Source organism: Enterococcus sp. DIV0210g (assembly GCF_050559705.1).
GTDB lineage: Bacteria > Bacillota > Bacilli > Lactobacillales > Enterococcaceae > Enterococcus_B > Enterococcus_B faecalis_A.
The window spans coordinates 308,568-330,897 of record NZ_CP187903.1; the positions used below are offsets into that span (position 1 = coordinate 308,568).

Annotated in this window: 19 protein-coding genes and 1 pseudogene; 16 read left to right on the plus strand and 4 right to left on the minus strand. The window is 36.5% G+C overall.

What is annotated here, in order from left to right; all coding sequences use genetic code 11:
* Positions 1–459: 459 nt before the first annotated feature.
* From IGI64_RS01515 to IGI64_RS01540, 6 genes and pseudogenes are all read left to right on the plus strand, one after another.
* Complete coding sequence (locus IGI64_RS01515) at positions 460–1,032, plus strand: Dps family protein (RefSeq protein ID WP_002292150.1); 573 nt, start codon at positions 460–462, stop codon at positions 1,030–1,032.
* Between the two features lie 144 nt (positions 1,033–1,176).
* Positions 1,177–1,881: a Crp/Fnr family transcriptional regulator gene (locus IGI64_RS01520; protein ID WP_429939242.1), complete on the plus strand. Its 705-nt coding sequence runs from the start codon at positions 1,177–1,179 to the stop codon at positions 1,879–1,881.
* Positions 1,882–2,109: 228 nt separating this feature from the next.
* Positions 2,110–2,448 carry a hypothetical protein gene (locus IGI64_RS01525; protein ID WP_081123411.1) on the plus strand — a complete coding sequence of 113 codons (339 nt, stop codon included), beginning with the start codon at positions 2,110–2,112 and terminating at the stop codon, positions 2,446–2,448.
* A pseudogene (lgt, locus tag IGI64_RS01530) lies at positions 2,433–3,210 on the plus strand (prolipoprotein diacylglyceryl transferase). Before IGI64_RS01525 ends, lgt begins: the two are co-directional and overlap by 16 nt.
* Positions 3,211–3,356: 146 nt before the next feature.
* A complete protein-coding gene (locus IGI64_RS01535; RefSeq protein WP_003703288.1) occupies positions 3,357–3,590 on the plus strand; it encodes a heavy-metal-associated domain-containing protein in 234 nt (77 codons plus the stop codon).
* A 319-nt stretch (positions 3,591–3,909) separates the two neighbouring features.
* On the plus strand, positions 3,910–5,814 hold the full coding sequence (locus tag IGI64_RS01540; protein ID WP_005225221.1) for a heavy metal translocating P-type ATPase: 1,905 nt from the start codon (positions 3,910–3,912) through the stop codon (positions 5,812–5,814).
* A gap of 221 nt (positions 5,815–6,035) precedes the next feature.
* Here IGI64_RS01540 and IGI64_RS01545 read toward each other — a convergent pair whose 3' ends face one another.
* The gene (locus IGI64_RS01545) at positions 6,036–6,716 is read right to left on the minus strand and encodes an IS6-like element IS1216 family transposase (protein WP_396001227.1); all 681 of its coding nucleotides are present in this window, start codon (positions 6,714–6,716) and stop codon (positions 6,036–6,038) included.
* A gap of 791 nt (positions 6,717–7,507) precedes the next feature.
* Between IGI64_RS01545 and IGI64_RS01550 the strand changes: the two genes are divergently transcribed.
* The 8 genes from IGI64_RS01550 to IGI64_RS01585 all read left to right on the plus strand — a co-directional run bounded on the left by IGI64_RS01550 (position 7,508) and on the right by IGI64_RS01585 (position 13,897).
* The gene (locus IGI64_RS01550) at positions 7,508–7,756 is read left to right on the plus strand and encodes a GlsB/YeaQ/YmgE family stress response membrane protein (protein ID WP_429939243.1); all 249 of its coding nucleotides are present in this window, start codon (positions 7,508–7,510) and stop codon (positions 7,754–7,756) included.
* A 199-nt stretch (positions 7,757–7,955) separates the two neighbouring features.
* Positions 7,956–8,360 carry an organic hydroperoxide resistance protein gene (locus tag IGI64_RS01555; protein ID WP_002292291.1) on the plus strand — a complete coding sequence of 135 codons (405 nt, stop codon included), beginning with the start codon at positions 7,956–7,958 and terminating at the stop codon, positions 8,358–8,360.
* Positions 8,361–8,522: 162 nt separating this feature from the next.
* Positions 8,523–9,566 carry a hypothetical protein gene (locus IGI64_RS01560; protein WP_002292292.1) on the plus strand — a complete coding sequence of 348 codons (1,044 nt, stop codon included), beginning with the start codon at positions 8,523–8,525 and terminating at the stop codon, positions 9,564–9,566.
* Between the two features lie 14 nt (positions 9,567–9,580).
* Positions 9,581–10,144, plus strand: coding sequence for a restriction endonuclease subunit S (locus tag IGI64_RS01565; protein WP_002294754.1), 564 nt, complete (start codon positions 9,581–9,583; stop codon positions 10,142–10,144).
* Positions 10,145–10,500: 356 nt separating this feature from the next.
* The gene (locus IGI64_RS01570; protein ID WP_429939244.1) at positions 10,501–11,220 is read left to right on the plus strand and encodes a DUF4767 domain-containing protein; all 720 of its coding nucleotides are present in this window, start codon (positions 10,501–10,503) and stop codon (positions 11,218–11,220) included.
* A 233-nt stretch (positions 11,221–11,453) separates the two neighbouring features.
* On the plus strand, positions 11,454–12,392 hold the full coding sequence (locus IGI64_RS01575; RefSeq protein ID WP_429939245.1) for a 2-dehydropantoate 2-reductase: 939 nt from the start codon (positions 11,454–11,456) through the stop codon (positions 12,390–12,392).
* 12 nt (positions 12,393–12,404) lie between these two features.
* The gene (locus tag IGI64_RS01580; protein ID WP_429939246.1) at positions 12,405–13,457 is read left to right on the plus strand and encodes a PTS sugar transporter subunit IIC; all 1,053 of its coding nucleotides are present in this window, start codon (positions 12,405–12,407) and stop codon (positions 13,455–13,457) included.
* Between the two features lie 170 nt (positions 13,458–13,627).
* Positions 13,628–13,897, plus strand: coding sequence for a hypothetical protein (locus IGI64_RS01585; protein WP_429939247.1), 270 nt, complete (start codon positions 13,628–13,630; stop codon positions 13,895–13,897).
* Positions 13,898–13,961: 64 nt separating this feature from the next.
* Here IGI64_RS01585 and IGI64_RS01590 read toward each other — a convergent pair whose 3' ends face one another.
* Both IGI64_RS01590 and IGI64_RS01595 read right to left on the minus strand, forming a co-directional pair.
* Entirely contained in the window at positions 13,962–16,967 is a 3,006-nt protein-coding gene (locus IGI64_RS01590) for an LTA synthase family protein (protein ID WP_429939248.1), read from the minus strand.
* Positions 16,968–17,194: 227 nt separating this feature from the next.
* Entirely contained in the window at positions 17,195–18,112 is a 918-nt protein-coding gene (locus tag IGI64_RS01595) for an NAD(P)H-binding protein (RefSeq protein ID WP_429939249.1), read from the minus strand.
* Between the two features lie 96 nt (positions 18,113–18,208).
* Between IGI64_RS01595 and IGI64_RS01600 the strand changes: the two genes are divergently transcribed.
* A complete protein-coding gene (locus IGI64_RS01600) occupies positions 18,209–18,802 on the plus strand; it encodes a TetR/AcrR family transcriptional regulator (protein ID WP_429939251.1) in 594 nt (197 codons plus the stop codon).
* A gap of 106 nt (positions 18,803–18,908) precedes the next feature.
* Here IGI64_RS01600 and IGI64_RS01605 read toward each other — a convergent pair whose 3' ends face one another.
* Positions 18,909–20,525, minus strand: a complete 1,617-nt coding sequence (locus IGI64_RS01605; RefSeq protein ID WP_429939252.1) for a hypothetical protein — start codon at positions 20,523–20,525, stop codon at positions 18,909–18,911.
* A 149-nt stretch (positions 20,526–20,674) separates the two neighbouring features.
* On the opposite strand from IGI64_RS01605, the gene IGI64_RS01610 reads away from it, so the two are divergent.
* Positions 20,675–22,315 carry a hypothetical protein gene (locus IGI64_RS01610; protein WP_429939253.1) on the plus strand — a complete coding sequence of 547 codons (1,641 nt, stop codon included), beginning with the start codon at positions 20,675–20,677 and terminating at the stop codon, positions 22,313–22,315.
* The last annotated feature ends 15 nt before the right edge of the window (positions 22,316–22,330 follow it).

Below are 22,330 nucleotides of genomic sequence, written 5' to 3' on the forward strand. Positions count from 1 at the left end.
CTACTAAAAATAAATAAAAAATTCTTTTCAATTTTTATTTATGGTATGACATAAATAAAGTAAAGTTATTCTTCTAGGTTAATCTTATTAATACTCTTTCTCACTAGTGTTGCATGCAACACTAGTGAGAAAGAGCATTAAATATACTGCAAGGCAAGACATTTGGTAATTGAAGAATAACAAGTAAAAAAATAGCAGTCAGGTCTCTTGACAAAGTATAGTTGCTATTCTTTTTTTAGGACCTACTTTAATGAAATTTTTGTTTGGAGGGAACGACTTCATTCCTTTGATTATTTCAGTTGAATTTAATAGAGAAGCCTGGCGTCTATTAAGAAATACTTTTCTTGATGAGCGTCAATTTTTTTAACGGAAATCTATCCTATACTAAATTCAGTAAAGAAAAAGGAGGAATCAAAGAAAGCTATTTTAAACAAACCAAAATTATAGGAGGAATAAATCATGACTGAAAATAAAGCTACTCAAGAAAGAACACCCCAAGAAAGATTGCAAGAAGAACAAGAACACAAGGAACATGTTCATCATACGAAAATTAATGCAGCGGCCATTGCGGATCATCTTTTAGGCAACATGCATACATTACATGTGAAACTGCACCAATATCACTGGTATGTAAAAGGAGCCAATTTCTTTACGTTGCATGAAAAATTTGAAGAGTTGTATAACGAAAATGAAAAATGGTTCGACAAACTTGCGGAGCGTCTAATTACTTCTGGGCATAAACCTGCTTCGACAACGGTTGAATTTGAAAAATATTCGATGCTTTCGGAAGATGCAGTTAATAAATACGCTAAAGCAGAAGACATGGTTGAAAATATTATCGAGGACTTCAGAAGCACTCGTGACCTAACTATTCGCGCGATTCGTTTAGCTCAAGACGAGGGTGACGATGCTTTAGAAGATACATTGATTGCTTTTAAAAATGACTTAGACAAGAACATTTGGATGCTGCAAGCGTTCATTGGTAAAGAAGCATTAGAAGATGATGACGCTCTTGATGAGGATGAAGATTAAGGTAAAAGTAGAAGCTGATTTAGGGATTGGAATTCTTTCCAGTCCTTTTTCCATTTTCTTGATGTGCATCAATTTTTTTGTAGTAAGAGACTTATATAATAAAAGCAGCGAATATAAACAAAATAAATAAAGGGGGAGAATGAATTGACTAAACATATCCATCATGAAATTGGCGACCACGCAGCCTGTATCCGCTTGGTTCCAATATTCAATCACTTAGAGGATAGCGCGATGAATTACATTGCTGAAAAAGCCCACACGAAACAGTATCGAAAAGGAGAGTTTCTGTTTCGTTCACAAGAAAAAGATGATGCCTTGTATATTGTGAATCGCGGAAAAGTCCGTATTTATCGATTGGCAGACTCTGGCAAAGAGCAGCTAGTGCGGATCTTGAACCCTGGTGATTTCACCGGAGAATGGACCTTGTTCAACCCGGATGCAGTACACGAGGAATATGCCGAAGCAACCCGAGATACCGTTGTCTGTATGATTCAGCAAAAAGATGTCCAAGATTTTCTGGAACAATACCCAGCTATTTCTTTAAAACTATTGGCGGAAATGTCTAAACGATTAGAAAGTTCAGAACGTCAAACGACACAAGTAGCCTTGGAGAGTGTCATTACCCGTTTAGTTTTGTTTTTGGCAGAAAATGTGGAACCTGAAATGGGCAACTCTCCCACCATCACCCTGCCGATGGGAAAAAAGGACATTGCTTCCTATTTAGGAACGACACCTGAGACCATCAGTCGCAAATTTGGAGAATTGGAGGACGAGGGATTGATTCAACAGCTGTCTGGGAAAAGGATCAAGATTCAGGATTTAGATGATTTATTGCTTTACAGCGAATAATCGGACACACTTTTTTCTACACGTTGGTGTTCTGTCGCTCTTCATTAACAACGGGACAGAACTCAGTGCTTTTACTTCCATCTGTCCGTTTTTGGCTTTTTTAAGACAGAACGACCTTCATTCATTGGAAAAATAAAAGCACAAACATGATAACCCTCAAGTTTTTTTGTTTTATTTTTCTTTAAGATAGGGTTGTCGAACAAAACGTAAAAATAAGTAGGGGTGAATGTGCATTATTTTTGGGTGATAGTTGCCATCACGTTGTCAGCAGCGGGTGCATTCTTTGTCGTCCCTTTCACCAAGAACACGATTGGCGGCGAAGCAAAAACGTCTAACGTTGTTGAGGCAGGTAGGTTAGCTATGGAAAAAGAAGAGGAAGTTGTAAAAGGAGCCGGCGTAATCGGACACGGAAAAGTGGCGTATTACGAAGCGAGTGATCAGGGAGATAAAAGTGTATTCACTGTTTGGTTTCCATGGAGCTTAGCCGGAATCTTGTTCAGCATCACCATGACTAGAATGACGCGAAAAATTGAAGAAATGGAGCAAATAGAATGGAATTCGTATTAGGCGTTTTGAATCCCCATGCGGTGGAGATTGGTTCTGTTGTGATTCATTGGTATGGAGTCATTATCGATATGGCCTTATGGGCAATTCCGATTGGACTCCTCGGCGCTCGGCTTTATTATGTGTTATTTGAACTTGGTTATTATCTGCAAAATCCAGGACAAATCCTTGCGATTTGGAATGGCGGCATTGCGATTTATGGGGGATTGATTGCAGGAGGGGGTACGCTATATTGGTATGCAAAGAAAAAAGGTACTTCTTTGGCACTCGTTCTTGATATTTTAGCGCCCAATGTATTGTTAGCCCAGTCCATTGGTCGTTGGGGCAATTTTATGAATCAGGAAGCTCATGGTGGACCGGTTACTCGTCAATTCTTGGAAAATCTTTATTTACCTGAATTTATCATTTGAACAAATGAATATCAATGGTACCTACTACCATCCGACTTTTTTATACGAGTCATTGTGGAGTTTGTTGGGCTTTGTCCTCATCGTCACTATACGGAACCGAAAACAGCTTTTGCTTCAAGGAGAAGTCGCTTTGAGTTACGTTTTGTGGTACTCAGTGGGTCGGTTCTTCATTGAAGGTATGCGAACGGACAGTTTATGGATTGGCGAGTGGATCCGCGTTTCGCAAGCCTTGTCTCTGGCCCTGTTTATTGGCGCGATTGTAGTATGGTTTATACGCAGACAAGACTATCCACCAATTTCTTATTATTCTGATGGCAATAAGGGGCAGAAAAAGACTATTAAGATGGTGAATTGAGCAAAAAGATAAAAAGAAGTGCAAAACTTGATATGCGTCAATTTTCGTTTGCTAAAAGTGAGCTATACTACAGTTGTAAAGAGGAAAAGGCAGTGTTCATTAATCTGCTGCGGATAAAATAAAAACACATAAAGGAGATAGGAATTATGGAAAAAGCTATATTGCAATTAGAAACGTTGTCTTGTCCAAGTTGTATGCAAAAAATTGAAGGTGCCTTGAAATCAGTTAACGGTATTGATAAAGACAGCATTAAAGTATTATTCAACTCCAGCAAAGTCAAAATCAATTTTGATTCAGCTGTCACTTCGATTGAAGAGATTCAAAAAGCTATCGAAAACGTAGGCTATCCGGTCCTTAAAGCAAAAGTCAAGGCCGCTTAACAGATTAAATGAACTAGGCAATTCTGGAAGAAAAGCTATTTTTCCGGGATTGCTTTTTTGTTGCAATCTGATTCGAGGTGCTTAGAAACGATAAAAGAGAACTTTCTAAACTTGATAGCCGTAAATTTTTATTCGATAAAAAGAGGGTATCGTTATAACTGTAAAGAGGAATAAATGTCATTGAGGCTGTTAGATCAAAAAAATAGTGAGAAGGGACACGTATTTTTTCAAAACTTGATGTCAGTCAATTAATTACTTAGGCAATTATCTTATACTGTATTTATCAATAAAAGAGAAATTAAATTTGGAGGGAAAAAGCATGCAACAATATATATTAAGCAAGAAAAATGTTATCACCGTCATCAGTGGATTGTTAATTGCACTCGGTTTCTTCAGTCACTTTGTTTTAGAAAACGTAGGACTTTCAGAGTGGTCTTTGATCATCGCCTCTGTCTTTGGGATTACGCCAATTGCCATTCAAGCGTTTCAAGCAATGAAAGTCAAAGTCATCAGTATTGATGTCTTAGTCAGTATTGCAGCGATTGGTGCGCTTTTTATTCAAAATTATGAAGAATCGGCTATTGTCACGTTCTTATTCTTATTCGGACACTACTTGGAACAACGAACATTGAACCAAACACGATCTGCTATCAAAGAATTGACTGAAATGGCACCCGAAAGCGCCTTGAAACAAATGGATAATGGCGAATTTGAAGAAGTAGAAGTGGATGATGTAGATGAAGGGGATATCTTGCTCGTTAAAACGGGTGCGAAAGTTCCAGTGGATGGCACAGTCCTTACGGGCGAAGGGCATATCAATGAAGCTAGCATTACAGGGGAAGCTGTTCCGGTCAACAAGCTAGCTGATGCAGAAGTTTTTGCAGGAACCATTTTAGAAAACGGAACGATTCAAATCAGAGCTGACCGAGTTGGTGAGGACACCACATTTGGAAAAATTATTGAACTCGTGGAAGAAGCACAAGATTCTAAATCCGAAGCGGAACGGTTCATTGATCGCTTTTCTAAATACTACACACCAGCTGTCTTGGTTCTGGCAATTGTTGTATGGGCGTTCAGTCAAAATATTGAGTTAGCAATCACCATCTTGGTTCTAGGTTGCCCAGGCGCATTAGTTATCGGAGTGCCTGTCTCAAACGTTGCCGGTATCGGGAATGGTGCTCGTAACGGTGTTCTTTTAAAAGGGAGTGAAGTCATTCAAGACTTCAGCAATGTGGATACAATTGTATTTGATAAGACAGGTACTTTAACTGTCGGAAACCCAACCGTTGCAGCGACTGAACTGTATGAAAAAGATTCTGCTGAAACGCTTGGCTATCTGGCCAGTGTGGAACGGGAATCAGATCATCCATTAGCAAAAGCGGTCTTAAATCAAATTGGAGAAACAAATTTTTATCCTGTTGAAGGAACTGAAGTCGTGAAAGGCGGCGGAATCGTTTCAAGTGTAGCTGGACATAGAGTGGCTGTTGGGAATGTGGCCTTGATGGAAAAAGAAAATGTCACTCTCAGCAAAAAAGTGCAAAAAGATGTCAAACGGTTTGAACAACAAGGGAACTCTCTCGTTTTGACAGCGGTCGACGGTGAATTAAAAGTACTGATGGGCATTCGCGATCAAGTCCGTCCGGGTGTGAAAGCTAATTTGCAGGAATTAAAAGACTTGGGCGTGAAAAATCTAGTCGTTCTTTCAGGAGATAACCAAGGAACCGTTGATGTGGTCGCCGGCGAACTTGGTTTGACCGAAGCTCACGGCCACATGTTGCCGGAAGACAAATCGGCTTATATCGGAAAACTTCAACAACGTGGTCAAATTGTAGCCTTTGTTGGAGATGGCGTTAACGATAGTCCGTCCTTAGCTTTAGCAGACATTGGAATCGCAATGGGAAGCGGAACGGACGTAGCGATTGAAACATCCGATGTCGTTTTAATGAACTCGAACTTCAGCAACTTGCCTCACGCATTAGGATTAGTAAAAGCCACCGCAAATAATATGAAACAAAATATCGTGATTTCAATTGGAGTAGTGTTGGTCTTGTTGACCAGCGTCTTCTTCAGCGAATGGATGAATATGTCTATCGGAATGTTGGTTCATGAAGGTAGTATCTTGGTGGTAATTTTCAATGGCATGAGATTAATGAAGTATAAGTTGAAAGGTCGAAAAGAACAAAAAGAAGTATCAGCACCTGCAGAGAAAGTAAAAATATCTTAAGAATAAATTAGAAGAGGCTGAGACAATAGTCCATCCTTGAAATGACAAAAGCGGAAACTCAGATTTTTAAATCTGGGATTTTCCGCTTTTTTGAGTTCTTGAAAAAAAAGAAGAGTATAGAGTATGCTCTTTATAAAATTAATTTTCGTGTAAATGATTAAAAAATCGGTTCTGTTGCAAAGTTTTAAATAAAGAATAAAATCCCTTACGGTATCTATGATTTAAGCTGGGATTCCCAATAATACCTTGATTTCAGTACAGACCGAAAACCCGAAGAGAGTACCTTCTTTTCGGGTTTTCTTATATAATCCTCGGATGGCTTCCATGCCTTTAATCGTGGTAGAGGCAGTGCGTAAACTTCGATAGAATTTATTGCGTCTCTTTACTGGACGAAGGTCTTGTTCAATCAAATTATTCAGGTATTTAATGGTACGATGTTCTGTCCCTTGATAAAAGCCGTATTCTTTTAGTTTCTTAAAGGCACTTGTAATAGAGGGGGTTTTATCTGTGACTACAACCTTCGGTTCATCAAACTGCTTCACTAACCGCTTAAGAAAAGCATAGGCTGCTTGTGTGTCCCGTTTTTTACGTAACCAAATATCCAAGGTTAAACCATCTGCATCGATGGCTAGATACAAATAATGCCATTTTCCTTTAATTTTGATGTACGTTTCATCCATTTTCCATGAATAAAAGGATTTTTTATTTTTCTTTTTCCAAATTTGATAGAGTAGTTTGCCATATTCTTGCACCCAACGATAAATCGTCGTATGAGAAACGTTAATGCCACGATCATATAAGATTTCTTGAACTTCACGATAGCTAAGGTTATAACGAAGATAGTAGCCCACGGCTACAATAATCACATCCTGCTGAAATTGCTTTCCTTTAAAATGATTCATCGTCATTCCTCCTGCTATCTTTTTCTATTATTCTACCTTATTTGATAGTAGATTTAAAACTTTGCAACAGAACCGTTATGAGTCTCATGGTAAAAAAGGAAGTCTCCCGAAGACTGTTGAAACAGCTATGGACGAAAACAGATAAAAAGGTATCTATTCAAACACCTAACAACCATAGTGGTTATGTTGTATTACTCGTCATTTTTGTTCCTAGTCCGAATAAACTTTCTCTTTTGAAGAAGCAAGAACAAGAAACTATTATTAATATCCATATTAGGGATTCAGAAGATGTAGAAGAATTAAAGAAAAAAGTGTGAGAATATTAGTATACCCCTTCAAAGTAATGTTAACTTGATTCAAGCGCAACAGATTGATTAATTTTGAAATAAGACTCTATTATTACAAGTTCATCCGTTGTAAGATGGGTATAGGTCATTTGTACTCACTCCTTATAATTCTTTGGTCGGAACTATTTTGAGTGTAGCACAAATGACTTTTTTAGTTGTCTAGCTTAATTTTACAATCGGCGTTCCGCAAGCTGCGTCAAGTTATTTGGAATTTGTAGAACAGATGAGAGAGATAGAAGCAGCACTACAAACTACTTTTCAATAAGTAGGAATTATAGAAATGTTACTCAAAAAATCTTCATTAAAAAATCTGACTAAATAAGTTGAGAAAACAGAATATACTTCAATATCTAGTGATTTATAAATATCATTCACTCATGATACCCAGCTGAGAGTGTAAAATATTTTGTGTAATAAATATTTCACAGAAAGAAAGAGAAAATTATGCATTGGTTATGGGTATTAATCGTAGGAGATATTATCGGTTTGATTGCCGGAGCAATTACAAATAAAGGTGGATCAATGGGATGGATAGCTAACATCGTTGCAGGTTTAGTTGGTTCAGCAATTGGACAAGCATTGTTAGGTAGCTGGGGTCCTCAATTAGCAGGAATGGCTTTGATTCCTTCTATCATTGGTGCGATCATCGTTGTTGCTGTAGTATCATTTTTCTTGGGACGTTCAAGAGGTTAATCGTCAAATATATCAGCAATTTTACCTATTATCTTAAGGAGCAGCTTTTCGCTGCTTCTTTTTTTGTATAGATAAACTGCTTCTATCACTGATCATCGATGTTGTCTAACTGATGTCGCCGAATGCAAGCATTACCTTTGTCAGATTAAAAAATACTCGTTACACTTAATATAGAACGACGAAAGAAAGGATGATCTCAATGAAAAAAATGTACGAAACAGCAATGATCAATCGTGGAGGCCGTGATGGCGAGGTTGAGGCACCAAACGGAAGTATGCACATGAAGATCGACCGCCCAGGAATCCATAGTGAAGGGACAAATCCGGAACAACTTTTTGCGGCTGGATACGCATCTTGCTTCAACGGCGCGGTTCAACACATGCTGGAAGAAAATAATCTTGAGTCTGATTCTGAAGTCAAAGCACGGGTATCTTTATTTCAATTAGAAGATGGGGGCTACCAAATCGGGGTTGTTTTAGAAGTTTCTTTGCCAGGACTTGAGAAGGACCAAGCAGAGAAAATCGCAGAAGAAGCCCACGCATTTTGCCCATACTCTAAAGCAACAAGAGGCAATATTGATGTGGAAGTGACTATAGTAGAATAAGGGATTCTTAATGTTACTATAAATGAGATTATGAAAGATCCTATAAAGAAACGCTAGTAAAAGAAACGCTAGTAAAAGAAACGCTAGTAAAAGAAACATGTAGTTACGGTAATTAATAGCGGTATATGTACGATTGATCGAATAGAACAAGGAGGCAAAAAAATGACACAGCGGGTAGCAATAATGATTTTAGTGTTGCTGGTCATTGGCCTCCTTGTTTACTATGTCCTAAAGTTTAAGCATTGGAAGCAGCAACGGATACATCAGGATATTGAAAAAAAGTTAAAACGGTATCCTATTGTTCAAGCAGCTTGGGAAAAGGCTGAAGCAAAACAATATAACATTCCTGGATTAACAGAAACAAGAATGGTGGTGCCGGAAACCGGCGAAAATGAGGTTTGTCAATGGATGACGCCGCAAGGGTTGGCTTTTTCTCAAGATTTTGTGTTTATTTCTGCCTACTGCTATGACCATCAGCATCATTCTATTATTCATGTACTGGATAGAGAAACAGGACAGCCGATCAAACTGCTGATTTTACCTAAACGGCCACATGTAGGGGGCTTAGTATATGATACAAAACGGGAACTTTTATGGTTGACAATCACAGGATCTGCTACTGGACGAGTAGCCGCTTTACGTTTGATCGATATCTTAGCAGATACATCTGAAGAGACGGGACAGCCAATCGCTTATTGGCTGACAACTGATCTCTCAGAGATTCCACAAGCATCGTATTTGACTCAAAACAATGATCAACTGGTATCTGGCAACTTCACACTAAAAGGTGAAGGACAGTTGACTTTCTATCTATTGCCGACGATAGCTGAAATGAAAACAGCAATTCGCCGCAAAGACAAAATCCAACCAACCGTGACAATGAGCAGAAAAACATCTGATAAGATTCAAGGTGTGGCTTTTTATGGCCATTATCTCTTAGCCAGTCGTTCTTATGGTCCTTATACCTCGGAACTCTTAGTGTCCGAGCGGGACTCTCCTAGCCGGATCCTAAAACGAATCAAATTTCCACCGTATTTGGAACAAATCGTTGTTGTAGAAGATCGTCTAGCAGTATTGTTTGAAAGTGGCGCCGCAGCGTATCGCGAGAAAGCCAATCCTGTGTTAGCCAATGTTTTATTACTAGACTTAGCAACGTTGCTTCATGCAAATAAGCGTCCCAAAAAGATTGCTGCAACTAAAAAATAGTCGGACAACTCAAGATGATCACTGTTGTTCATAAAGAACGACAAGAAAAATCATCTAGCGATGTTCGACTATGGGTTTATTTAGGAAGTATTTCTACTAAGATTCAATATGGCTATACAGATTCGGCGAAAAAACAAGGCAATGTTAAGTTTTTGAGAATCACAGATATACAAGAGGGACGTGTAAATTGGTCCAGTGTGCCTTACTGTGATATTAGTAATTCTAAACTAGTTGATTTAAGATTGGAAGAAAATGACATTTTGATAGCAAGGACAGGAGGAACTATGGGAAAAAGTTTCTTGGTTAAGGAAATAAGTGAGGAATCTGTTTTTGCTTCTTACTTGATTCGAATTAGGTTAGTTGAGAAATTATTATCAGAATACGTAGACTGCTTCTTAGACTCGCCATTATATTGGAAGTTATTAGAAAAAATTTCTTACGGAACTGGGCAACCAAATGTAAATGGTACAAATTTATCTAAACTACTTATACCATTACCACCTTTAGAAGAACAACAACGCATGACTACTAAAATAGAAATGATAAGAAGATCTATTCGTAGAATCAATTTTGAGTAAATATAACGGACCTAGCATCCATTTTATACCAGATGATGCTAGGTCTATTATTTATATTTTATGGAATTTAATTGATTTGTGCTAGTGTTTTAATATTATTACGACAGTAAAAAAATAGTTTGATTCTTCTAACATGAATGACCATCTAGAAGTGGAAATGTATAAAAGATTTATTTTATGAAGTTTTCCTAATATCATTCACTCATGATACGCAGCTCCTTATCATAAGTGATTCTTACAACATCCCTATCAAAGATGAGATTCCCACAAAAAAACTCATCAAAACGTTAAGACATATTTCACCTATTGTTTGCTAAAATAAACAGGGTAAACAATAGACGGAGGGAGTCTTTTAAATGAAAAAAGGAATAGCTGCAATTGGATTGCTTTTCTTGTTGACGGGTTGTGCAGCAAATGGGGGAAAGGAAGCTTCTGCTAAAGTAGCGAATGCAACAACAGAAATAACAGAAACAAGTGCCAACGAATCATCAAGTTCAGAAAAAGAAAGTTCAACTGTTTCAACAACAGTATCAGATACACAAACAACTGTTTCTTCGGAGCCGACAACAACTACCTCAGAAGCCCAAAGTACGACTGAATCTAGTCAGTTTACTGCTTCAAGTACTTCGGAGACAAGCGTTCAAATGGAAGAACAAACATTGTGGAATGTAACCAAAGCTTCAGAACTAGCAGCATTTATGTCAACGTGGGGACAAGAAATGGGTCAGCAATACAGAAGTTATAATAATCAAGCAAATGTTAATTACTATGGTATGCCAGTACCACAAGCGATTTTAGCTGGCGAATGGACCATGGTCATTGATCAAACGCCGGTCTCTGTGGAATGGACAGGAGACGGTACAGGACAAGCAAACTTTCAATTAGCAGCAGTTTATTCTGATATAGAGGATTCAAAACCAGGAGTTAAACATCTTTATTTCTTTGGATTCCAGCAAAACCAGCCGAAAGTTTTAGTTACACAGCAAAATCAAGGCAACCCAAACAATTATCTTTATTTTAAAGAAACTGGTAATGCAGAATTGAAAAATGGGTTTGATCAGATCATCAACAGCTAAGTTTCAAAAAATTTTTTAAATCAGATATAAAAGAGTTATGATTTTTGTCATAGCTCTTTTTTGCAACTATTTTTTTATATCCGTTTACTTAATCGCCAAGCGAAGTTGCAAAAATCTCTACTTATTAAAAAATAAGGGAAAGAAAACAGTATAGCAGAATATAGTATTTAAACAAGATTGTGAAACCGATATCAAACAAGTATAATATAAAGAAAAAGAAGGAGGAAGTACAAATGAAAATTGCGATTGCAGGGGCTGGAGCAATGGGAAGCCGTTTTGGGTTGATGCTTCACCAAGGCGGAAATGATGTATTATTGATTGATGGATGGGCGGAACATGTCCAAAAAATCAAAGAATCGGGACTGAAGGCAAATTTTAATGGGCAAGAAATGTCGGTTCAATTACCCATCGTTCTTCAGTCAGAAGTGAGAGAAGAAGATAAAGTAGATTTGATTATTTTATTTACAAAAGCGATGCAGTTAGAAAAAATGCTGCAAGATATCCAATCCTTGATCAAAGAAGATACAGAAGTCTTGTGTTTATTAAATGGTATCGGACATGAAGATATTATTGAAAAATTTGTACCAATGGAAAATATCTATATCGGAAACACGATGTGGACTGCTGGTTTAGAAGGACCCGGACAAGTCAAATTATTTGGAAGCGGTTCTGTAGAATTGCAAAATTTAGGTGTTGGAAAAGAAACAGCTGCGAAAGAACTAGCGGATAAGTTATCTGAATCAGGGTTAAATGCTCAATTCTCTGAAAATATTCATTATTCTATTTATCGTAAAGCATGTGTAAATGGAACAATGAATGGATTATGTACGATTTTAGATGTCAATATGGCAGAACTTGGGAAAACGTCAACAGCACATAAAATGGTGGAAACAATTGTCAATGAATTTGCTAAAGTAGCAGCAATAGAAAACATTGAATTAGATATTCCGGAAGTGATTGCACATTGCGAATCTTGTTTTGATCCAGAAACGATCGGGTTGCATTACCCTTCTATGTATCAGGACTTGATTAAAAACCATCGATTAACGGAAATCGATTATATCAACGGAGCAATCTCAAGAAAAGGAAAGAAATATGGTGTTGCAACACCATATTGTGATTTTTTAACTGAACTCGTTCATGCAAAAGAAGATAGTTTGAACGTAAAATAAAGGGAGAATTAAATGGAAACCACACAAAAGATAACACCAAAAATTTTTTTGAATAAAGTTTTAGCTGGAACAGCCACTGGTATTATTATCGGATTGATTCCTAACGCTGTACTAGGCGCGATTTTAAAATACTTTAGCGAATATCCTTTTGCAGTAACGATTGCACAATTAGCAGTTATTTTTCAATTAGCGACACCTTTGATCATTGGTGGTCTGATTGCATTGCAATTTGGTTTTAATCCGATGAAAATGATGGTTGTAGCAGGAGCTTCGTTTGTTGGTTCTGGCGTGGTCAAATTTGTTCCAGAACTGGGTGAAGCTGGTGTTTACGTCGGTTCTGGTACAGGAGATATCATCAATACAATGATCACGGCTTCGATTGCTGTTGGATTGATTTTGTTGATTGGCGAACGTTTTGGTTCTGTTTCGATCGTACTGACACCGATTGTTGTAGGCGTAGGAGCAGGATTGCTTGGTTTTTATCTGTTTCCTTATGTAACGGCGATTACTTCCGCAATTGGAGCATTGATTAATAATTTCACCACTTTACAACCATTGCTTATGTCAATATTGATTGGCTGTTCATTCGCATTTCTGATTATTTCTCCAATTTCAACAGTGGCTATTGGGATGGCGATTCAATTGGACGGTGTTTCTGCTGGTGCTGCTGCGATGGGCGTGGCTGCAACAACGCTTGTTTTAGTGGTGAATTCTTGGAAGGTCAATAGATCAGGAGTGACGATAGCGATTGCTTTAGGCGCGATGAAAATGATGATGCCGAATTTATTCAGAAAACCGATCATTTTAGTTCCGTGTTTAATTAGTGCAGTGATCACAGCTATACCGGTCGCGCTATTCTCCATTTCTGGCACGCCTGCTTCTGCTGGTTTCGGCGTAGTAGGACTTGTTGGGCCGCTTGCTTCATTAGATGCGGGATTAAATCTTTTACTTGTTTTCCTATGCTGGTTGATCATCCCAGTGCTTGCAGCGCTTCTTACTCAATTTTTATGTGAAAAAGTCTTAAAATTATATGATAGAGAAGACGTATTTAGATTTTTGGGTTAATGTTCTTTGTTAAACAATTCTTTTGGTAGTTTTAAGCTATAAATGATGAAAAAGACACGCAAATCAGTTATTTCACGATCTGCGTGTCTTTCTTTGTTACTTGCTTACAATCGTTTGTGCTTTCGGTCCGTTTCTGTTTTAGTAATTTTTAGTTATTTTTCAGGCTGAAGATGAATTGTGCTAATAGTAGGTGGGGAGTGATTGGCGCGATTTTTGCTATTACAATACCTGCACTTGCGAAACCAATTATCCGAAAGTATCAGTATGAAGTATTATCGATTCGTTTAATAGCTGATTTTGATATTTTGTGGAATCAATTAGAAAAAATTATCAACGAACGTAAATATAATGAATTTCGTTTAGGAGAACTTTATGGATTTGATGTTAGCGACTTTGATAAAGTAGATTATCAGCCATTTTTACGTGAATTGAAACAATAAAACAGACACGCAAACCGTTTTTACAGCGGACTGCGTGTCTGTTTATTATTTATTTCCCAAAAAGCTATTCATACAAATCACTAACTTTTTGCTCTGCCCAAGCAGCACTGTATTGGTTGCCAGCCACAAGATCATATTGAATCAATCGGAAGTCTTCCAAAAGCTGCTTTTGTTCTTTTGTTAAATCGTCTTCTCGAATGATTTTATTCTCATCTGTAATGAACACTTGTTTACCGTTGAAGCGATTGGTTGAACTTTCTATTGGGTCAATTGTTGCGGCAGGAAGTTTTTCAGCAATTTCAGTCAACAGTGCATAGTAAGGAGTTACTTTGATATTTGCTTGTTTAAGAGCCATTGCACCAAAATTATCAGTGGAAACAACAGGTTTATTTAATTTTACTGCTTGTTCGCGACTATATTTGTTGCTATAGATAAAATAGTCTGTTTGGTGTTGTTCTAAACCGTATTTCTTTGAATCATTCCCGCTATAAAGAGCAGGCAAATGGTCTCCATAAAAGACAAAAGTAATCGGTTTTTCGATTTTATCGATTTCTTGGATAAATTCTTTCACCGCTTCATCCGTATAGTGGATTCCCTGCATATAAGTCTGTAATTCTTTTTTCCGGCTAGCTGGTACAGCAGAACCTTCGCTTGTGTAATCTAATGAATCATAATAATTATTTTCGTAAGGCATATGATTTTGCATAGTAGACAATTGGATGAATTGTGAAGTTTCTGTATTGCTTCGCAGTGCCTTTAATGTTTCTTTATAGGCTGATTCATCCGATACTCGAGGACTTTGACCAAGTTTATCAGTATAAGTCAGTTTATCTGGACTATCTAAATAGTAAAATCTATCAAATCCAAATTTTTCAAAAACCTGCTTTCGACGATAAAGAGTAGAAGTAAAAGGATGTATCGCAATTTTTTCATCGAATAGATTTGTAATATTTGGACTTGTCTCTTGTTTCTCAACTAGCTGAGTATATGGCGTAACTAATGAAGGCGCCAGATTACTGATATTCAAACCTGTTAGACCTTCCCACTCCATGTTAGCTGTTCCGCCGCCATAACCAGCAGATAACATCAAGCCGCCTGTTTCACTCTGTATCTTACTGTTGATAAAAGGAATAGGATCTGCTGACAAAGTTAGGTTAGGGACGCGTGCTGGGTTACTGAAACTTTCGCTTAAATTGAGAATAATCGTTTGATTGGCTAACCATTCATTTCTTGTTTGATTGATTTCGTTTGCTTTTTTGGTGTATTTTTTCATCAATTCATCGATTTTTTCCTGAGAATAGTTGTCTGGTTTTTCCATGATTTTAATATCGATGTTGTTTAAAAATTGGATAACAGGACCATTGTCTCTCACGGCGCCTTGCTGATTAAAGAAAGCTTTATTTACTTTGAAAAGGTTAAACAATAGGAACGAAGGTGAATTTTTATGATTGATAAAGAAAACACCTGAAAAACATGCCAACAACACAGCAATACTGATAAATCGACGTTTCCAATGAATTTTCAACGAATATTGTTTTTGTAATCTTCGCTGAACGATAATGCTCATAATCAGTAAGAAAAGTAAGATAATACTGCCGACAATTAATACGATAGGGCTGACCATAGAAAGTAATTCGGAAAAGCCAGCTAACATTTTTAAATCAGAAGGAAAAACAGGTTCTTCCCGCATCTGCATTTTGATTACTGTAGAAATCGTCAATAATAAATTGATGATCAAAGTAGCTGTAAAAGCATACCAAAAGCGATTCGCAAGTAATAACAACAAGAAAAAGAATCCCATGATGATGATAACTGTCAAAATCATTGGTGCTTGTCGCTGTGTCAATATTTTCAAAGCAGCTTGGATGGTTTGTTTCCAACCCTCTTTTGGCTCTAACACAAAGATTTGAACAAACGTAAAGAAATAAAAGAATGCGGCAACAAAAAAGTAACTCTTATTTTTAGAAAACCATCTTGCTGTACGACTAAAACCTTGCATCAACTGTTCAATAGAATCAAAAGCGAAAGTATCGAACAACCGTTGAATGAATCGTATTTTTTGCAGATAATAGAATACTGCAGTCAAAATAACGATTACTAAGAGGTAATAACCAAAAAATTCGCCCATATTGAACAACCATGCTCTACCAGAATTTGGAAAATCCCGTTTCATAGATGCAGATACGCGATAAGCAATAATGGGCAAGTTGCAGATAACTTGAGACGTGATCAAAAGTGTAGCCAGAAAACGTCCAGTTCCTTTGAATTTTATTTTGTCAGAAATCGATTCCAAGGATAAAAACAGAGCAAGTGTATAATACATTGCAAAAATCGAATATGGCGCAGAAAATCGCGTAGCAGTTCCAGCATTTCCTCTAAGGATCAGAGAGATTTGCGTCATCAAAAGGACCAAAGCACATAGAATACCCAGACCAATGATTGCTTGCGGAAGTTTCCAACGAATTTTTTCTTTCCAGTTCCATTCCTTCATTCCGTAACCGACTAAAAACAAATAAAAAATCCAAATAACACTTTTTCCTTGTTGAAGAGCAAATGGGTCTTTATTGAATAAAGTAGAGCTGCCTACTAAAACAATCGTTAAAAGCAAAAGAAGACGTTTTAGCGTTACCATTGATAACTGTTTTAGCAAGTTGACAATATAAGGGATACTGCAAAAGAGCAGAACGCAAGAAACGGCATAGGTGAAATAACTTTGGCTGATTGGGGTGAACAGCACCCAAAAATCGCGAATATTTAAATAACTAGCTGTGACATAAAAAAAGATATTACATCCCAGTGCTGTGGTTATGAAGATAAAACTAAACCGGCTTAAGTAATGCAGAACTTTTAGTCGAGCTATTTTTTGATACTGGTAACCCATATAAAGTGGGATCAAATTTGTTCCAATCACTACAGCCGCTTGTAAAAACGAGTAGATATAAAATCTTCCAGGATTCGTTTCATATGTAGGGACAGTTATCGCAGTAATCAGTACACGTTGCAAAACAATCATTGCACAAGCAATAAAAATCGTTAGGAGACCATAACGCTCCTCATACCTTTTTTTCAAAAATAAACACCTCACAAAATATTGAACAAAGCTAAAAATAAGAGATTTTTAGCTTCTGTTGACTAGTAATATCCTAACTTAATCTATAGTAAAAAACAATGTGAGTTGTGAAAAAATGAAAGATTACTAGCAAAAAAGCAGTTGTATTTGTATAAACATTCGTTTTGAGCATAAAAATCATTAGCAAACAAAAAAGGAGCTGATAAAAATCAGCTCCTTTTTCAAGTTTATTTGCTTACAATCGTTTGTGCTTTTGGACCGTTTCCGGTAGTGTTTTGTACTGCTTTAGCATAGGTATCAACAAAGTCATTCAATTTTACTTGTCCGAAGTTTGGCGCATAAGCAGCAAGATCTTTGTAAGCAGCTTCAGAATTTCTTTGATAAACAGTCATTTGGATAAACGCATCAATGGCTTGTTCTGGAACATTGTTTTTTTGCAGTGCAGCTCTATAGTGTTCATCAGAGATTTCAACAATAGTCAAATCGTTCCAGCCTAATTTTTGTTTCAACGCTTCAGTAAACTCTTTTAAAGAAAAAGAATCACTTACAGCATAATGGACTGTATGACCGTTGGGAGTGCTCTCCAGAAGCGGTAAAACGACTTCTGCAATATCAGCAGGAGAAGCATAATAACTAGTTATATCTGGTGAAAGGTTTGTGTAAATCTTATGTTCATTTTGAATTGTTTGTAAATGACTGAAAAGATTATTATAGAAGGCAACTGGGCGAACATAAGCAATATTCACAGGAAGTTGATTCAACCGTTCTTCAATCAAGTTATATGCATAAAGAGCACCTGCTTCCGGACCCGCATCTGCACCAACACTGCTCAAGTTGACAACATTCTTGACTCCAGAATTCTGAATTGCTTCAGCAAAAATGTCTGCTCGTTCTTTGGCCTCTTGGAATATATCAGCAGAGCCGCCGCTAATCATCAAGTAAACAACGTCTTGACCAGTAAATGTTTGGGTTAAGAAAGCTGCATCTTTCATTGTTCCAATTGCGGCTTTTGCGCCTAATTCTTGAATAGCTTCTTTTTTATTTTCATTGGTCGTGATAACTGTTACTTCATGACCATCCGCGACTAAATGCGGAATGACAAATTGATTGATATTACCTAATGAACCTAATAAAGTGATTTTCATGTTATATGCTCCTTTTATTAAAGATAGTTCTATCTTTTAATTATCGGAATAATAACAGATAGATCTATCTTTGTCAATGTTGCAGTTTTTGTCTATTTGTTTTACACTCAAATCATGAGAAAAAGAGATGATAGTAAAGAAAGAAAAATCCAAAATGCAGTAGCAGAAATTATTTTGACAGAAGGAGCTGCGGCTGTTTCTACAACACGTGTTGCGAAAAAAGTCGGAATCGCGCAATCGAATGTTTACCTTTATTTTAAGAACAAGGAAGCACTGATCGATAGTGTATTTGAAAGAGAGATGAGTAAAGTACGGAAAGCCCAAGGAATGGATCAGCTGCAAGATCAGTCATTATCGTTAGAAGAGCGGATCAATAGTTATCTAAACAGCCTTTTGCGTTTTGCTGTAGAAAATCCTGAAAGTTTAATGTTGATCGGGGATATAAAGTTCTTGAAAAAAGTAGAGACAGGAACAGCGCTTGCCGAAACACCGGCAAATAATGCAGTGATAAAACTTTTGACAGAGGGCAAAGCTGCAGGAATCCTAAAAGAACTGCCAATATCTTTAATGATGGCTTTCATCTTCACGACAGTCCAAGCGTACGGATTAGGCGTCAAAAAAGGAGAATACGTTGAGTCAGATTCTCGTGAACTTGTTCTGCAAACGTTACGAGATGCAATCAAAAAATAGTGGTTTAAAGAAGCGTGTCTATCTAGATACGCTTTTTTATATAAAAGAAAGACCACTTGAAATAGCAAGTGGTCAAAATGGTAATGCATTTAAATGTGTTTATCTTTTATTTAGAGAAAAATATTCTTCTGATCAGTGTGTAAAGAAGACAAATAATTAATGTTAAGATAGAAAGGTACCTTGCAGCAAGGGCTAAATTATCGTAACGATAAGAGATTTTAATTGTATTTTTACCTGAAGGAATTTTGATTTCAGTAGTACCAATAGCAGATAAAGTACTTGAAGCTTCTTTGCCGTTTATTGAAACTTGCTGTCCTTTATAACGATACAAAGGAGTAACCAAATTGCCAGTCTCTTGAGTCGGGTTATTAACGATGATTGTAAACTCACTACTTGAGAAATCTGTTTGCGGCTTAATTTCTTCATCATTCAAAGTATAATGATCATTCAAAACAAAGTCCAAATGATTCATAGATTCAGCATTTGCATAATCGGTATGATGATAATTCCCTACAGCTTCTACAATTCTATCAGATGGAATTGTAGAAATATTTTCTCGATTGCTCGTATACAAATTGATGATACTTGATCCATGAAGAAACATTGTCAGCAAGATAACAGAGAAAACAGTATAGCCGTTACGTTTGTTGTTGGCGAATCCATAAAAGATTGCAACACTCATAATGTAAGCAATAAATAAAGCAGTAAAAGTATTCAATCGCCAAACAAATTGCAGCTTATCAATAGGGGTGTCTGTAAAAAATCTCCAAGGAAAAAGGTTCGTTGAACAAAATATAACTATTATTCCAAGAGCAAAAATAAACCAATCACTGTTCGTAAAATATTTTTTAAATGCAATTGAAATTATGATGCCAGCAAGTAAAAGCAGCCCAGGATTGGGACTAGCTAGGTTATTGTTTAAAGCTTGTACCAACATGTCAGCAGGCAACATTCCAGAAAGAACTTTGCCAGCAGGAACATGTAAACTTTGGGCAAAAGATTGCTGAATAAAAGGAATCAAAAATCCAGCTGACAATAATATAGTAAGAATAGTTGCTTTAGTTAAACTGACAAGACGATGCATTTTGTCGTTCCAAAAATAAAAGGTGAGAATAAAGGATGCAGCAATCAAAACTGCTGTCATCGCTACCGAGAGCAAGTGTGTGTAAACAATAAATGTCATCCCGATAGTAAGAAAATACCATTTCTTGTAGTTGCCAACATATATTTCATAACATCCTAATAAAACGAAAGGGAGAAAAGTAAGTGCTACAGCTTCTCCTAAAGAAGCGCGATGGAAAATGTCCGTTGCTCTATAGGCGGAAAATGTATAGATAATAGAAAAAAGTAAAGAAATGACTCTGTTATTCTTGATTTTCCCCATCGAATAATATGCAATCAACATGGTGAGGACTGTGATGAACCAATAATAAAGTCCATATCCAAGAGTAAGATTGTTCGTTAAATGGTAAAAAAGATAAGCTGGATATAAAGTAAGCCAAGGATAGAATATATTCATCATTGTGCCATTATGTCCGAAATTATTGAAATTCACAGGACTAGACCAAACATTATCTAACCCAATTAAACGAGATAGGTGAAAATAAGTATCTTGATTTCTGGTATGTAAAACACCGTCGGGCAAAAATAAAGGCAAAACATAAAAAGTGCTCATAAAAAGTATGATAATTATGTCAATAATACGTGCATGTTTTTTTCTCATCGTATACTCCTAAAAATGATTATTAAAAAGCCTTCTATAAGTATAACATACTGAAAATATAGATAAAAACTAGAAATAAATTACAAAATTATTTAATAAATCAGTTATACTTAAATGAAATGGTTTATGAAAGGAGAACACAAGTAATAATGAAAGTGCAAAAAAAAATAATTTTGTTGTCTCTTTTAGCAGTTATTGCTAGTCTTTACTCAGTTATCTTTTTTAGAAATGCTCATATAATCTACACGACAGGGGATCTTTCTTTCCATCTATCAAGAATTAAAGGATTGGCTTCTGTTTTTTCTGGTCCTGTCAATTTTACGATATTTAATAATTACGGAAGCGGAGTCAATTATTTTTATCCTTATTTAACGATTTTTCCGGCAGTTATTTTCTATTGGATCACAAACAATTTGGTATTAAGCTATGTTTTGTATGTATGGGTATTAAATATCTGTACGATTTTGGTGATTTTTCACTATGGACAAAAGTTTTTGAAACGGATAGACGCAGCTTTTTTGTTCAGCTGTTTATATACATTTTATGGTTACAGAACTATTGACATTTATCATCGTTCTGCTATTGCAGAAGCAATTGCACTCACAATTATTCCGGCGGTTTTATACTATGCTTATGAAATTATTTTTGAAGGGAAAAAGAGTGCGGTTCCTTTAGCAATCAGCATGAGTTTGCTCGTTTACACCCATGTTCTTTCAACTTTGATGAGCAGCGTTATTATTGGTTTGCTGATAGTTGGTTGTTTACTCATGAAAAAAATAACAAAAAGGAATATTACTCGACTGCTTTCCAGTATGGCTCAAGCTGTTGGTATGACAATAATTTTATCAGCATATTTTTGGTATCCGATGATTCGTCAGGCACTCTACCAGGAAGTAAATAAACCTTTTAAGACAGAACTGCAGTCGCAAGCATTGAGTATTTTTGACAGCTTTAAAGGTGCATTGAACAATGATATGACTACTTATACCATGGGGATCATTGGTATGGCTTCTTTAATCTTACCGCTTATTATTTTCAAAAAATTTACCGGGAAAGAAAAAATTATTTATATCAGTGCGGTCATTTCTTGGTTTTTATCGACTACTCTTTTTCCTTGGGTAATAGTACAAAACACACCGGTTCAACTAATACAGTTTCCTTGGCGAGTATTAGGTTTTCAAGTGCTTTTCGGTTCATTGATACTGACAATCACGTTCATGAAAAGTGTTGCTGATAAGAAAAAAAGTTCATGGATCATCCTTGGTTCGGTGCTATTATTAGTTGTTATGGCGGTGGCAGCCAAAGAAAATTACTTACAAAAAATTGAGTCTATACATGGTCATATCGTAGTAACAGAAGAAAAACTAGATTATTATACAACTTCAGGAACAGGCGGGTTATATGATTATGCACCAATAGAGGCATTGAACTATAAAGAGCATTTGGAAAAGCATGAGGTAAGAGTTGGCAATAAATGGGAGGCGTCTTCTCATGAAGTTTTTGATTCAAGTATCGTTTATAAGGTACAAGATGCAGATGGACAAAAAATCACATTACCCGTGTATGAATACTGGGGAACTGTTGTAAAAGTAAATGGAGAAAAAAGAAGAGCAGAAAGTCACGCGGGTCTAGTTACCGTTGAAGGAACAGAAGGAGTAAATACAATTGAAGTTTCTTCCCGATATCCACTAACAATGTTGATTGCTTTATTTATCAGTTTAGTATCATTCATTTTTATGATAAGTAGAATTTGGCTAGAATATCGGAAGAATAAAATGAACTTATTTTAAAGCAATAAAAACTAT